The following is a 15,982-nucleotide window of genomic DNA, read 5'->3' as shown; positions in this document are numbered from 1 at the left end:
ATCTTCTTCATCAGAAATCATTAGAGGTCCCGGTATTTATTTTCTCCGGAAAATGCGATCGCCGCTGAGTTGTATCAGCGGCGATCGTAAAACATTCTCTGTTTAAGCTTTCCTATCACTTTCCTTCCAGTAATGCTTTGAAAGACGGATCAGTGGATGAAGAATAAGGATAATTTGCAGCAGCGGTCCCGCGCTGTTTGTTAGGAACTGCACTCATGCTGAAGTTCAGCGTACCTCCCTTTTTCAGTTCGAAGTGATTCAGCCAGTTATTTGACCAACTCTTTCCGTTAAGGGAAACAGACTGAACATAACGATTCGCGGCATTGTTAGCCGGCGAATTGATCACCAGTTGCTTTCCACCTTCCAGTGTAACTGTTACTTTTTTAAACAGCGGAGCTCCCAGTACATACTGATCTGTGCCCGGGCATACCGGATAGAATCCAAGCGCAGAGAATACATACCAGGCAGACGTCTGACCATTATCTTCATCACCACAATAACCATCCGGTGTTGGCTTATAAAGACGGTTCATCGCCTCGCGTGTCCAGTACTGCGTTTTCCAGGGTTCACCTGAATAATTATAGAGATAGATCATATGCTGAATAGGCTGATTGCCGTGAGCATACTGGCCCATGTTCATGATCTGCATTTCCCTGATCTCATGGATCACACCACCATAATAGCTATCATCAAAAACAGGCGGCATATTGAATACTGAATCCAGCATACCGGAAAATGCCTTGTTCCCACCCATTAATTGTTTCAACCCTTCAATATCCTGGAACACGCTCCAGCTGTAATGCCAGCTATTGCCCTCTGTGAACGCATCACCCCATTTGAATGGATTGAATGGTGACTGAAATGTTCCATCCTGGTTTTTACCACGCATCAGTTTGGACTGCGCATCAAACAGGTTGCGGAAATTCTGAGAGCGTTTTGCGTAGAGCTGCAACTCTTCTTTTGGTTTGCCCAACGCTTTTCCAAGCTGATAGATCGTGAAATCATCGTATGCATATTCCAGCGTACGTGCGGCATTTTCATTGATCTTTACATCATACGGCACGTAGCCAAGGCGGTTATAGTACTCAACACCTTTGCGGCCAACAGCCGTCATAGGACCTTCATTATTCGCACCATGTTTCAATGCTTCATAAAGCGTATTGATATCATACCCGCGCAATCCCTTGATGTAGGCATCAGATACCACAGAAGCAGAGTTGTTCCCAACCATGATGTCTGCAAATCCGGGGCTTGACCATTCAGGAAGAAATCCTCCTTCTTTATAATCGTTGATCAGTCCCTCCTGCATTTCTTTATTGATCTCCGGGTAAAGGAAATTCAACAAGGGATACAAGGCACGGAACGTATCCCAAAAACCTGTTCCGCCAAACATATAGCCGGGAAGCACCTGGCCGTTGTACGGGCTCCAGTGGATGACCTTACCGGCCGCATCAACCTCATACAGGCGTTGAGGGAATTGCACTGCCCGGTATAAGCAGGAATAAAAAGTTTGTGTCTGCTCAGGCGTACCGCCGTCAACCAGCACTTTACCCAATTGCTTATTCCAGCTTTCTTTGGATTTCTTCTTAGTTGTTTCGAAATTATCAGCACCGATCTCACGGTTCAGATTGATCTCTGCCTGTTCAAAACTGATAAAGGAAGACGCTATTTTGAAATTCACCTTCTCTCCTTTCGCTGTTTTAAAACCGATCACCGCTCCTGCATGATCAGCCGTTAATTCCAGGCTGTCTTTTACCAGCGTGCTATCGTGCCAGGTATAAGAAAGCGAAAACGCTTTATCGCTTTGAATAACAAAATAATTCTTGAAGTTGGTCAGTTTGCCACGGCTGTAGCGGGTCGTATAACCAATGATCTTTTTCTGTGCGGGGATCACTTTGATATAGGAACCGCGATTGAATCCATCGATCACAAGAAAAGAACTGTCTGTTGCCGGATAGGTGACCTGGAACTGTGCCGCTCTTTCTGTGGTGGTAAGTTCAGCGGTCACATCATGATCCGCCAGGTAAACGCTGTAGTAGTATGGTTTTGATACCTCCGCTTTATGCGAGAACCAGCTTGCGCGGTCATCCTGCCGGAAGCTCAGGTGTTTGGTCACCGGCATGATGGAGAACTGACCGTAGTCATTCATCCAGGGTGATGGTTGATGCGTTTGTTTAAAACCCCGGATCTTATCGGAAGCATATTGATAGGCCCACCCATTCCCCATCTGGCCGGTCTGCGGCATCCAGAAATTCATTCCCCAGGGTACGCCGATCGCGGGATAAGTATTGCCATTGGAAAGACTGGGTTTGGAATCTGTACCCATCAGCGGGTTTACCTGCTCAACCGGATCAATACGTCCGGCAAGCTGTGCAGATGCCGCGAATAAACCGCAGCATGCTGTCAGAGCGAGAAAGATTTTTTTCATTGAAATAAACAAAGGTCTTCTTTAATGATTTTGCTAAGCTCACAGAGCCCGAAACACGATTTCAGGGCGTAAAATTGGGCAATTCTGTGGGGTTGATCAAAAAAGAATGAGAGGAAGGTTATTTCTGGCCAATGTCGTTAAGTTCAAAGAATTTTACTATATCAGACCGAGGGCCGATGGCTGATGGCTGATGGCCGATGGCTGATGGCCGATGGCTGATGGCCGATGGCTGATGGCCGATGGCTGATGGCCGATGGCTGATGGCCGATGGCTGATGGCCGAAATCAAAGAACAAACAGGGAATCTCTTGCGCCTGTCTAAATCTCCAGATGGAAGATGCCTGCTTTTTGGGGAACTATCAACTGCGGAGCCCGGCCATCGACCAACGGTCATCGGTCATCGAACAAACCCCTACCTTAACGACATTGACCGGCCCGGCTTGCCTTTCTTCCGTTCCGTCAGATCCGGATTCTCCTTTTTTTATAAATCCCGATACTACTTTTTTTACCAGGTTCACGGGGATCGCAAAGCCATAGCCGGCATATGATCCGTTGGCGGACAACATCGCTGCGTTAATACCGATCAGTTTTCCATCAGCAGACACCAACGCTCCCCCACTGTTGCCGGTATTGATCACCGCATCTGTTTGTATAAAATCCTCCACCGGATTGCTGCTGTGTTTCGTATTGATGCCTATCGAACGTCCTTTCCCGCTTACGATACCCGCCGTAACAGTTGCATCAAGCCCAAGCGGATATCCGACCGCCAGCGCCCATTGCCCTGTTTTTACAAGGTCGGAATTGCCCATCGTGATCACAGGAAGATCATTCGCGTCGATCTTCAGCAAAGCAAGGTCTGTTGCCGGATCGCGGCCTACGACCGTTGCTTTATGTGTTGAACGATCAGACAGCGTGACGATGATCTCATCCGCCAGCGTACCATCAAGATCACTGACAAGTACATGATTATTGGTAACGATATAGCCGTTAGCCGTCACGATCACCCCGCTCCCCGACGCACGCTGCTCCGGCAACACATTTGGCTTGATGCCAAAGAAGTTCTCAAACATGTTCTCAACATCGTTCTTCTTCTGCGGTTGTGTATTGTCCGCATTGCGTTTTTTTATGCTCGCCTTAATATGAACAACGGCCGGCAGCACCATTTCCGATGCTTCCGTAAAATCAAATGGCGACATAATATTATTTACCGAGAATCCGGCATATGAGGAAGACACATCAGGGAGGATCAATTCAACTTCTTTGCTTTTTTTAGAAAACATATCGTGCATACTCAAGGTCAACAGCGCCGTAACCACGCATAACAGGAAGTTTATAAGCAGTTGTTTGTATTTCATAAAACAGTTTGTAGTTGTGATTTTCAACATACAAACCGAAAGTACTAACCTTTTCGTACTTCTTCTTCCCTTCTGCACATCTTAACGTTTCATATGGACAGTTGAGCTTCTTTGCATACCAGATTGTCGGATTTTTTCTATCCCGCGCTTCCCTGTCAGACTAGTTTTGCATCACGATCAGTATATATCATGTCCCGAAAAATTCAAAACATACATATTCTGTCAGCAGTCATTCTGCTTTGCTTTGTGAGTTTACCAGTCATAAACCTTGTTCTCTCATTTATTGTTGATCTTCCCCGGACGATGATCACCCAAAGACTGGAACAGGCAGATCATTCATGGTTGATCGTAGTATTGCTGACAGCATCCACCATAAGTCACCTGGTGGCGGCCCTAAAGCTGAAGCATCAGTGGTGCCACAAACAGGTTGCAACCCGTCAATGGGTAAGATTATTTGCAGGATTTTATGGCGCCGCTTTTTTATTGATACATCTTGTATGTGTATCCGCCGGAAGGCTGATCTCAGGAACTAAAACCAGCTTTTATACGGGTATGGAAGGCATGAATACTGATCCGTTACAGATCGTATTCGTGATATACGTAGTGTTGTTCACAATATTCTTTTCTATGCAATTTATTTACTCGGGCTATACGAGATTTTTCAACTTTTTGTCAGGCATCACAAATAATAAAGCCGGATTACTTCAATGATGACTTCTTACAGATGAACTTACGGAGCGCGCATTTCCGGCGTAAAATATTTCAGCACAAAAAAATCATCACAAGTCCGACAGACAGGAGCCAGCTCTTTTGCTTTCCAGCGAATGAAAAGCTGCACACCGGAATTCACCCGTGTTTCTTTCACTTCCATTACAGGAACCTGTTGACGCTCTTCGACCACCGGTTTATTATGCCACAGTGCTGCATACATATTCCAAAGGACATTGAACACTTCTTCATCTTTTAATTGTCCCTCCTTCAGCATTGTCATTGCTTCTCCGACAAAAGCCCTGTACATCCAGAATTGGCGGAACTCTTTTGGTAAATCCTGGTACACTTTAGAACCGATCTTTGAAGCCCGGGCCATCCGTCCGGCATACATCCGGGTGTTCTTAAACTCCGGGCTTTTGAGCACACGCTTCCGGCTGAGCGGGCTCCGTACGCGCATGCGGATCTGCTCACCTACTTTGTAGAGAGTGATGAAGTCGAAACGGCCCACAAGCTTTAATGGATTCCGGGAGATAGCCACTTACAAATGCTTTACCTGAAGTTCGGTAATTTCTACCTGAACAGAAGGATGCCGGGAACAAAACAATTTCCCAAAGAGGCCATTTTCCTTTTACCATCTGCATCGCCTGCGTTTCTTTCGTCAGGGCATCCTGGTCGAAAAAAGATCGGTTTTGGGTGAAAAGGCCAGATTGAGCAGCGTATAACTTACTGGTTATGCGGGGCTTGGAAGGCGTTAGTGGAGGGTTTGCCCAGTTCTTGTAGTATCTTAGTGGATGTTTAAAGCGCATTTTTAAGGGTTTGGGAAATGATGCCCCGTCGGGGATCTTACCCACCCAATGCCGGTATCTTAAAGAAGAAGGTAGATCCCCGGCCCGGTTCGCTTTCCACCCAGATGGTTCCATCATGCCGGGAAATGATCTCGGCGGACAGGTAAAGGCCGATCCCGAACCCGGAAACAGACTCGCCCCTGTCTGCCTCAACCCGGTAATACTGTTCAAACAATCGTTCACGGTGTTCATCATTCACGCCGATACCCCTGTCTGTTACGGATACCAATGCGTAACCCTCCTCATAGTGGCAGTTGATCGCGATCGGAGACCTGGCGGCTGAATATTTTGTTGCATTGCTGATCAGGTTATGCACCACTTGCGAAATCTTCTCACGATCCGCATTAACCTTCACCGCTACGCTGCTATAGATAACAGGGTGTGAAGTAACAGTTGTTGATGTTTCCTCTTCAATCTCCGCCAGCAGTTCCCTGATGTCAAAGACCTGCTTATCGATTCTCATTTTGCCAGCTTCAAGCCGGGATACGTTCAAAAAGCTATTGATCATCCCGATCATCTTCTTTACCTGTCGTACCGCTTTCACCAGGGTCCCGGAAACGACCGGATCCTGCTTTTGACCTGCGTGCTGCTGTAACAACTGCAGGTATAACTTCATCGATGCGAGCGGTGTTTTCAACTCGTGACTCACCATGGCGATAAAATCGTTCTTCCGCTGTTGCTCACGCTTTGGCTCTGTGATATCGATCAGTGTACCATTCAAACTTAGTGCGTTTCCTTCTTTATCAAAAAAAGCACGTCCCCTTTGCTTTTACCATTCTCGGCTCCGGCATTTCAGGATGAATGATCGAATATTCCGTTTCAAACTGACCACCGGATCCAAACTGAAGTGCCCGTGTAATACTATCTACAACTTTCTGACGGTCCTCCACCTGAATGGCATCCACTGCAAGGCTCAGCTTCATCTGGCTATCGCCGGGTAATCCGAACCATGACTTCAGTGTTTCATTCGCAGAAAACAGATCGGTACGGGGATCATAATAGAACGTTCCCATTTCACCCGCTTTCACAGCCAGGTTGAACATATCCTGTATACGGTCTGCCTCTCTTCGTTGAATGACTTTCTCCGTGATCTCTTCCAGGATCACTACCACACCGGTTATTTCTCCACTGTTTCCGCGCGTTGCCTGGTAAACGGAGTTTACATATGCCTGCCGAAGGCCGTCGCCATCTTTAAGCATTACGCTTATTTCATTATTGATCTTTGTGATCCCGGTTTCAAATACTTCATCCAGCCAGTTGTACACTTCCTGGCCTGCTAATTCCGGGCGTGCCTTATGATGAGGTTTACCCAGCACTTCTTCCGCCGTTCTTCCCCAGGCTTTGAGAATGGTTTCGTTCGCTACTTCAATGACATGTTCACGTCCTTTCAGTATGCAGATACCGATAGGAGCTTTATCCATGATACTGCTGAGATGGCTCTGGCTTTCCGCAAGCTTGTTGGTAGAGTCGAAAAGTGTTTCGTTGGCAGTTTTAAGTTCCCGGTTAACCAGTAGCATTTCCTGGTTTGAGGCAGCCAGTTCGAGGCGCAAACGTGTTTCGCTTGTGGCTTTCTCTGCGATCAGACGTTGCGAGCGCAAACGATCTGTAACATCTGTTGCTGTATGAAGAATACAGAGAGTATTACCGTTATCATCTGCGATAGCGCGGTATTCGTAATCAAAATAGAATGTTTGCAGCTTTCCATCTACTGCAAGATCCGCTGGGCGTCCTGTTCCCGAATGAGTTTTTCCGGTATGCCAGACGTTTTTCATCAATCCGACAAACGGTTGTCCTTGCAGTTCGGGAACTGCTGTTTCAAGCGTTTTACCTATCACACTGCGGTCTTTACCCCAGATCGCCAGCATTGCATTACTCGCAAAACGTATATGAAGATCCGGCGTAGTGTAAACGGCCACGGCATCTTTGGAAAGGGCGAGGATCTGTAATAATTGATGATCGTTGAATGACTCGTTTAGGTTTTGCATGCAATTGTTCAAAACTACGTTACACTGGCCGGAAACACAAATCGGGGTAAAAGATCAAGGCATGTGATGTCTGCTGGGTTGATCTTCGTTGAGGGATGATGGGAAGGGTGCTTTTTTCGACGGGAGCGTCGAAGACTCCGTTTACTTTTTTTGCCGGACGGGCAAGGCGTTTTTTTCCGAGGGGTTGCCTCAAAGACTCCGTTTACATTTTGCCGGAGGGGCAAGGCTTTTTTTCGACGGGAGGTCGAAAGACTCCGTTTACTTTTTTTGCCTTGATGCAAAAAAAGTAACAAAAAAAGATCAAGGCTGGGAAAAAATGGCTAAAAATGGGAGGATGTCACCTGCACCAAAAAAAACTCGCCGGGAAAGTATGATAAATTGATTGGCGTGCCGGCTCAGACAGTTTTTTGGCGCCTTCGCACACCTGCGGTGTGGCTCAGACGGTGCCAGCCTCCCATTTTCTTAACGCCATTTTTTCCAAGGCCGGGCGTTGAGAGAGGAGGAGGCGTTTGCGGAGAAGATTCGTTCTAGCTCAGTAGCTCTATCATAACTTGATGCTGGGGCGCACTTCATGAGAGAAAGAGACAAAACTTACAAGAACCGTGAGGTTGCGTTTATATAAAGGCCTTCTGCCCTCTTTGAGAGGGGGCGGCCTAGCGCAAATGGCGTTAAGAAAATTATGGGCGTAACCGACGAGCCGAAGGCGAGGGCGCTAAAATACTGTCTGAGCCGGCACGCCACTCAATTCAAAACTCTCCTCCGGCGAGTTTATTTTAGTGCCAGGTGCAGCCCATAATTTTTAGCCCCCGCATCGAGTGCGGGGCTGGCTATTTGCGCGTAGCCTTGATCTTTTTTTGTTACTTTTTTTGCATCAAGGCAAAAAAAGTAAACGAACCCTTCGACCTCCCGTCGAAAAACAGCGCCCTTGCCCGTCCGGCAAAAAATTAAACAGAGTCTCCGAAACAACGAAGAATCGGTTGCTACGAAGATTCGTGGTATCTCAGTTGCGGTATCACAAACTAACGTGTTCCTATTCTGATAAAAGACAACAACACTTGCAAAAACCGTAAGGTTACAATCCTGTAAAGGCCTCCTACCCGCTTTAAGAGCGGTGGCCTAGCGCAAATGGCGTTAAAAAAATTATGGGCGTAACCGACGAGCCGAAGGCGAGGGCGCTAAAATATTGTCTGAGCCAACACGCCAATCAATCCCAAACATTCCTCCGGCGAGTTTATTTTAGTGCCAGGTGCAGCCCATAATTTTTAGCCCCCGCATCGAGTGCGGGGCTGGCTATTTGCGCGTAGCCTTGATCTTTTTTTGTTACTTTTTTTGCATCAAGGCAAAAAAAAGTAAACGGACCCTTCGACCTCCCGTCGAAAAACAGCGCCCGCCCGGCGCCCTCAATACTTCACAAACTGCTTCGTCTCCACCATCACACCTTTCACATAAAAATTAAACCGATACGCTCCTGCCGGCAGGATCTCCACGTATACAGAATGCTGCCCGGGCTGCAAGGCAAACTCATGCAATGATTTTCCCGTGATATCGGTTATAGCCGCTGTTACATTCTTCGCCTGAATATTCAACAGTAATTCTTCATTCTCAAGATTTGTGTCAAACTGGAAAGAACTAACGGTGCCTCTGTCGTAGCGAACGCTCCTGGCAACAGAACAGCCCGTCCGGCCATCTTTGTTGACCTGCTTTACGCGGAAATAATTTGTACGGAAAAGATCAGCCCCTGTGAAAGTAAGATCATAGTTCACCTCGCCTGTAGCTCCGCGTTTTACTTCTACTTTGTTCACCTGGTTATAAGTGACACCGTCGGTGGAATGTTCGATAAGAAAGTGAGATGTACGGGTATCAGCAACGGTGTTCCAGTGAAGCATGACATCTTTCCCGTTCGCAAAGGCGCGGAATCCACCCCAGGTTATTTCAAGCGGATCTTTGGCGATCTTCACCAGCACTAACCTGTTACCTTTAAATGAATAGCTGAAATTGCTTGGCGCATGAACAGTCAGCTGCGGATAGCTTTTTCCTTTTTCAAGCTGCAATGCCTTTGCATTGATGATGGTATACTCTGTGTTAACAGAATCGGCGGCTGTATTCGTAACATTAATGGTAGCATCCGCAAGATCACTCAGGGAAGGGACAGTCAGTTGGTCATAGTTCACACCGGCCACCGCACCGGTTGTTGCGATCTCAATATTAATAACAGGTGAAGCAGGAATTCCCTTTCCGAGTGTGAGGTGCCCAGGTGATGCACCCGGGGAGATCACTCCTCCACTGTTTGCCCCACCACTGAATACAAAGGTACCCACACCACCGATCGTTCCACTGTTTTCAACCTTCACGCGGAATTCAACTACATGCTCTTTACCAACATTGATGATCGCGCCTTTGTTAATGATCCTTGCAGGATGTTTTTTATTTCCATTGCAGATCAGATCACCAGCCACGGCATTGATCTGGAACAATCCATTGTTTGTAAAAACAGTTGCACTATCCATCATAAGCTGGCCATCGATCCATCTGCAGGTCTTATTGTTCACGATCTGACAAGCGGCGAATGACCCGGCTCCGTTTCCCTGACCTCCTAAATGGATCGTGCCATTGTTAGAAAGCGATGCACTTAACAAACCATTATCCCGCAACGAGAACACACCCGTTTCTGTTACCTGGATTTTCCCCTCACCACGCAGCATTCCCTCTGCGCCAATGTACATACGGCCTCTGATCGTGATATCATCTCCGTCTCCATCATTAAGCTTCACTGCACTATTTTCGTTTTGCATAAGGACCAACGATGCATTTTGATCAATCACGACCTGATCGATCGAAAGACGTGCCGCCGCTATCCCGGATATAATTACACTGTCACCCGTCTGAATGGTTATTACGCCATCAGCTGATGCAGGAAAACGTTCCGCAGAGAGCCATGCCTTCTGATCGGGATCATATCGCTGCCATATCGCAACATCTGTCCATTGAGACACTTTACCAGCAGTATGGGTACGATAAGCATCCTGCGCAAAAACCTGAAAAGCCGGAACAAGCACTATGCCTGTGAAAAGCAAAGCAAGGATGGCCTTCTTCATATTGTACGGTTAAATAGTGGCGAATACAATACAACAGCAGCTTAGCTGAAGGATCCTTCACGAATAGATGGAGAATAAAACGCCTATAGTATTATGGGCAAAGTCTTTAAAGAGGATAGCAGGATCAACCGCTTAAATCTTACTACACAAAGTTTTTGCTGAGGATGAGAGGAAGGAGAATGCAAAATTAAAAACATAAACCAAGAATCCTAGTGTTTGCGCTCTGAAAGAGCGATATTTTATGTTATAGTAGTTGTACTATGGTTTGTTATTTATTGAGTGTTATTTGCTTATGGGGGAAGATAGTTTTTTTTCGACGGGAGCGCCGAAGGGCTCTGATTACCATTTTGCCGGAGGGGCAAGGCCTTTTGCTTTCGACGGGAGCGTCGAAAGACGCTGTTTACTTTTTTTGCCGGCGGGCAAGGCGTTTTTTTTCGACGGGAGGTCGAAACACTCTGTTTACTTTTTTGCCGGACGGGCAAGGCGTTTGTTTTCGACGGGAGGTCGAAAGACTCTGTTTACTTTTTTTGCCTTGATGCAAAAAAAGTAACAAAAAAAAATCAAGGCTGGGAAAAAATGGCTAAAAATGGGAGGATGTCACCTGCACCAAAAAAACTCGCCGGGAAAGTATGATGAATTGATTGGCGTGCCGGCTCAAACAGTTTTTGGCGCCTTCGCACACCTTCGGTGTGGCTCAGACGGTGCCAGCCTCCCATTTTCTTAACGCCATTTTTTCCAAGGCCGGGGGCGTTGAGAGAGGAGGATTCGCTTGCGAGGAAGATTCGTTGCATATCAGTTGCGGTATCATAGTTTGAAAAGGTGCTCTTCTATTGATACGTTTTATAATAAGAGAACAGAAAAACTTACTAGAACCGTAAGGTTACAATCCTGTAAAGGCCTTCTCCCTGCTTTGAGCCGGGGCGGCCTAGCGCAAATGGCGTTAAAAAAATTATGGGTGTAACCGACGAGCCGAAGGCGAGGGCGCTAAAATATTGTCTGAGCCAGCACGCCAATCAATTCCAAACTCTCCTCCGGCGAGTTTATTTTAGTGCCAGGTGCAGCCCATAATTTTTAGCCCCCGCATCGAGTGCGGGGCTGGCTATTTGCGCGTAGCCTTGATCTTTTTTTGTTACTTTTTTTGCATCAAGGCAAAAAAAGTAAACAGAGTCTTTCGACCTCCCCTCGAAAAAAAGCGCCTTGCCCGCCGGCAAAAAAAGTAAACAGAGTCTTCGAGGCAACCCTCGAAAAAAAGCGCCTTGCCCGCCCGGCAAAAAAAAAGAGTCTTTCGATGCTCCCATCGAAAAAAAAAACGTTGCCCCGCCCGCCTCCCGGCAAAAGCACGGCAGACATGGCAGGGCAACGTTGTAAACCGAAAAACCTTAGTGCTTGATCAGCTTCACTGTTTTCCTCTCTTTAGACGCTCCTTCAAATACCAGCAGGTAAGTTCCCGCTTTTAAGGAGCTGATATCTTTGGTCAGTCTTGTATTGCCAGGCGTGATGGCCCAGTTGTAAATGATCAGGCCTGCCGCATTCATCACTCTTACAGTTCGATACTCCGGACTGTCCGGCACGATCGTGATCATACCAGATGCAGGGTTCGGATAAACGACCCTGCCAGTCGTAACATCACCGGTATCATTGCCTGCACCACTTAAAAGCAACGAAGAGCTGCTATTGACCACCGAGTCTGCGGAACAGTTATCGATCATAAAATAATTAAACTTGAACGTACCGGATACAACATGTATCCCCGTATAACTTAATGCCGGCAGGGTAAGCGTATCGGTGATCGTTTGCCAGACACCATTGGTTGAAGGAATACTCAGAATTTTGTACGTAAAGCTGCTGTGCCCTATCCTTACCTGCGAAGTTGCAGTGGATAATATGCGTAAACTGATCCTGTATACTCCTGCTGCCGGTACATTCAATGTATTGTAAGCAAAATAATGCCCTGCGGCAAGACCGGTGAAGTTCTCACCACCGCCGATATCAGTACAGGTTTCAAGAACAGGCGCTGAATGACGGCCGGAGAAACTTTCCGCTTCATACTTGTTGTTCACGGAGCAGTTAACAAGCTGGATCAATGCAGCTCCTGACACTGTATCCGCAGAAGCTGTAACGGCATAAGATCCCGGAATGGTTCCAGCTATCAAAAAACCCGTGGAATCTATTGCGTTGCCGGTTCCATTCACAGCCCATTGAACAGGCGGAAGGTTTACCGGATTGTTTATACTGTCATAACCAGCTGCGCGAAATAAATACTGGCTCCCTGTAGCAAGAAGGATCGTATCAGGAGTTATCCTGATCGTAGCCAGCGGTGTTGGCGCCGTTGCACAGTTATCGATCCTGAACCAATTAAACTTAAAATTACCCGACACTCCATGAATACCGGTATAGCTCAATGCCGGCAGCGTAAGTGTATCGGAGATCGTTTGCCACTGCCCACCGGTGGAAGGCAGATCGATCAGTTTGTAAGTAATGTTACCATGACCTATCCTGATCTTTGCCGCAGCAGTTGTTGAGACTCTCAAACGGATATTGTATTTCCCGGCGGAGGGAACTTTAAGCGCACTGTAGGCAAACCATTTCCCTGTTGTTACATTTTCGAAATGCTGCGCTCCATCCACATCATTGGTTGTAATGGCCGTCAACCCCGCTGCTTTCGAAGACGCCGTCTCTGCCTCGTACCGGTGGTTCACCGTACAGGTGTAACCCGTTTGTAAAGACAAAGTACCGGATCGGCCTCCTGATGTAGCGGTAACAGAATAGGTACCGGGTGTAGGGCCGGCATTCATCAGGCCATTATTGGTGATCGTATTCCCGGCACCTGTTACAGTCCAGTAAACAGAATCGATCAACGGCACCTGCGCATCATACTGATCATATCCTTTTGCCGTGAATTGCTGCGATGCACCAACAGGAACAACCAGCGTATCAGGCTTGATCAGGATATAAGTCAACTCCGGCGTTCCAAGCACACGCACAACAGAAGTATCACTCAGGGGTCCGGAGGTTGCTGTCACGACATAAGTACCAGCGGAATCGCTTGTAAAAATTCCTGCCGCACTTACCTGGGCATGAACGCTGTTCACTGACCACACCGGAGATGGAGAGAGCATGATGAAGTTATTACCGGCATCGCGTCCGATCGCTTTCAATTGCAATGTCTCTCCTACCAGGATCCTTGCGCTATCCGGCTGTATGGCCATGCTTTGAACCTGGTGATCCGCAGCATTGACAAACTGAAGCCAATTGAAGTTCCAACCCGAAGCAGAGGATGTGATCCGGATGGTTTTCTGCCCTGGTCCGAATACGATCGGAGCGGAAACGACTGTTCTCCATGTCTGCCAGCCGCCGGTAGCAGGGATCTGAACAGCAGATAACACTGTCGTATCGATCCTGATATCTACTGCAGCGGCACTATTCGCTGCCACTCTGAAACGGATGCGATAAGCGGCAGAATCAGGAACGCTGATATCATATTCAAACCAGCTGCCTTTTCCGATATAGCTGACATTCAAGACACCACTTGTATCCTGTGTATTTTCCGTACAGCAAACATTGGTATTGTCAAATGCTTCAGCTTCTATCCTTGCCGGAACGGGCTTGTAGTTCGTCGCTCTTACATTAATGAATGTCGAGCCCGATAGCGTCACGGTATCGTGAGTAGCGGTTGCCGTCACCACACCACTGCTTTGGATAGTTGCAATACCTGTGCTGCTGATCGTATTTCCGGATCCCGTGATGCTCCATGTTGGTGTAACGCCATTCATCACGTGCCCATTCTGATCAAGCACCTTTGCCGTGAATGGCTGGGTTTTACCAGGAAGTACCGATATATCACCGGGTGTGATCTGGATCGAATCCAGCACAGGCGTTCCAAGTCCTTTCTGAAAGATTCGGACATAATCCAACTGCATGCTATCCGGCCAGTCGGCATCTGTGATCGCACCGCCCATGCCACCACCGATGGCAACGTTCATGATCACAAAGAATGGCTTATCAAAGGGCCAGTCTTTCCAGTCTGTTTTGGGATTTACATATGTATAGAATCCAACGCCATCATGTGTAAAGCGTAATGAGTCAGGCGACCATTCGAGTCCATAGGTATGATATACGGTATCAACATCGGGCATGATCTGGTTGCCGCCGAGATTGCCGCCATTCGTCCAGTTCTTATTCTCCACGTGGATAGCGCACATTGCCTTTCCAAAATTGTTGCCCACGTGTTCAAGGATATCGATCTCACCGCTTTTCGGCCAGAATCCATACGCATTATCCACAGGCATGAGCCAGAATGCGGGCCATGAACCACGTGCACGCGGCAGCTTCGCGCGCATCTCCGCCTTACCATAAAGAAATTCCATTTTCCCCAATGAGACCACCCGTGCAGAAGACCATGGAGCATTGGGATCACCTGTAGGGAAATCTTTCTTCCCGGTAATGACCAGGTTGCCATTTCTTACCCTGGCATTGTCCCGGGTAGCATCTGCATATACCTGCTGTTCATTATTGATCCAGCCTTTGGGTCTTGCGTCGATCGTCCATTTTGTTGGATCAGGCAGACCATCCGTATCAAATTCATCATTGTAGATCATCGTCCAGTTAGGATTTCCATCAAACACCACCGATCCTTTCACACTATAGGAAGCAACATTAGGATTCTGCAATTCTGTTCCAGTCACTGTAAGGGAGAGAACGGTACGGGAATAGTTTGTCACGGAATTACCTGCCAGCACGAGGCGGGCTGTTGTATCATTGATCCTTGCGATGCTATCGACAGATACACCCGGAGGCAATGTTGATGTCACCCATTTTGACCGGTCAAGCACTGGCTTGAATGTATCACCATGCAATTTAACTTCGATGAATTTACCACTCTCCGCTCCCATGGGGATATTTGTGGTAGTGAATTGTAAGCTGGTAGGGTTCGGAGCCTGGATCTGATCGAAATACAGAATGCCATTGGCTTTCTTCCCATCGATGAACTGTATAGCGATCCTGTTAAGATCAGTACGGTGATTGATCCCGGGAAAAGTAAATACCGCCTCTTCCCATTGATTTACGTTTTGTATTCGATATGTTTGAAATACCGCCTGCGTATAATCTGTTCCAGGCTGCAGCTTGAACATCACATCCTCCTTTACGTTGCTATACACCATCATCCTGAAAGTGGCACCGGCGGAAAGATCAAGCGGGGATGAAAGCGTCACCGCTGCGGCCATATAGGCTGAACAGCTGGTATCCTTTGTAAATTTTGCTGTGTGTGAAGTTGAGTTCAGAGAGGACGGTCCGGGATTGGGTGAATTGAAGATCACCGAACCGGTGGCATTCGTACCCGCATTATAGATCCAGTTACCGGAAGCTGGTCCGTGTCCTTCCATATCATCAATCAATAAATACTGTGCATCAAGTTTGTTTATGCATGCCAGGATGCAAAGACAAACGAATAGTGTGATCTTTCTCATATGGCAAATGTTTAAGGTTTACAGAATTGAATAAAGGGCGGCGTAGAAGGAACGCGGCGGACGCAGCGAGCGCAGCGAAATACAATTTATTCATGG

Annotated in this window: 9 protein-coding genes; 1 reads left to right on the top strand and 8 read right to left on the bottom strand. The window is 47.3% G+C overall.

Annotated elements, in window-relative coordinates:
- Nucleotides 1–115: 115 nt before the first annotated feature.
- The gene (locus tag LZZ85_RS03170; protein WP_237868488.1) at nucleotides 116–2,428 is read right to left on the bottom strand and encodes a GH92 family glycosyl hydrolase; all 2,313 of its coding nucleotides are present in this window, start codon (nucleotides 2,426–2,428) and stop codon (nucleotides 116–118) included.
- A gap of 358 nt (nucleotides 2,429–2,786) precedes the next feature.
- Nucleotides 2,787–3,782 (bottom strand): S1C family serine protease, encoded by a 996-nt coding sequence (locus LZZ85_RS03165; protein WP_237868487.1) that lies wholly within the window; start codon nucleotides 3,780–3,782, stop codon nucleotides 2,787–2,789.
- A 189-nt stretch (nucleotides 3,783–3,971) separates the two neighbouring features.
- Here LZZ85_RS03165 and LZZ85_RS03160 point away from each other — a divergent pair, with 189 nt between their 5' ends.
- Nucleotides 3,972–4,493, top strand: a complete 522-nt coding sequence (locus LZZ85_RS03160) for a hypothetical protein (RefSeq protein WP_237868486.1) — start codon at nucleotides 3,972–3,974, stop codon at nucleotides 4,491–4,493.
- Nucleotides 4,494–4,512: 19 nt separating this feature from the next.
- Here LZZ85_RS03160 and LZZ85_RS03155 read toward each other — a convergent pair whose 3' ends face one another.
- The 6 genes from LZZ85_RS03155 to LZZ85_RS03130 all read right to left on the bottom strand — a co-directional run bounded on the left by LZZ85_RS03155 (nucleotide 4,513) and on the right by LZZ85_RS03130 (nucleotide 15,886).
- Complete coding sequence (locus LZZ85_RS03155) at nucleotides 4,513–5,031, bottom strand: hypothetical protein (RefSeq protein ID WP_237868485.1); 519 nt, start codon at nucleotides 5,029–5,031, stop codon at nucleotides 4,513–4,515.
- A 305-nt stretch (nucleotides 5,032–5,336) separates the two neighbouring features.
- Entirely contained in the window at nucleotides 5,337–6,059 is a 723-nt protein-coding gene (locus LZZ85_RS03150; protein ID WP_237868484.1) for a sensor histidine kinase, read from the bottom strand.
- Nucleotides 6,060–6,081: 22 nt separating this feature from the next.
- A complete protein-coding gene (locus LZZ85_RS03145) occupies nucleotides 6,082–7,323 on the bottom strand; it encodes a PAS domain-containing protein (protein WP_237868483.1) in 1,242 nt (413 codons plus the stop codon).
- A gap of 1,400 nt (nucleotides 7,324–8,723) precedes the next feature.
- Entirely contained in the window at nucleotides 8,724–10,418 is a 1,695-nt protein-coding gene (locus LZZ85_RS03140) for a hypothetical protein (RefSeq protein ID WP_237868482.1), read from the bottom strand.
- Between the two features lie 560 nt (nucleotides 10,419–10,978).
- Nucleotides 10,979–11,209, bottom strand: coding sequence for a hypothetical protein (locus LZZ85_RS03135; RefSeq protein WP_237868481.1), 231 nt, complete (start codon nucleotides 11,207–11,209; stop codon nucleotides 10,979–10,981).
- Nucleotides 11,210–11,797: 588 nt separating this feature from the next.
- Entirely contained in the window at nucleotides 11,798–15,886 is a 4,089-nt protein-coding gene (locus LZZ85_RS03130; protein ID WP_237868480.1) for a carbohydrate-binding protein, read from the bottom strand.
- Nucleotides 15,887–15,982 lie beyond the last annotated feature (96 nt).

Origin of the sequence: Terrimonas ginsenosidimutans (assembly GCF_022012415.1) — a bacterium.
Lineage (GTDB): Bacteria > Bacteroidota > Bacteroidia > Chitinophagales > Chitinophagaceae > Terrimonas_A > Terrimonas_A ginsenosidimutans.
This window is presented reverse-complemented; position numbering and strand designations above follow the sequence as displayed.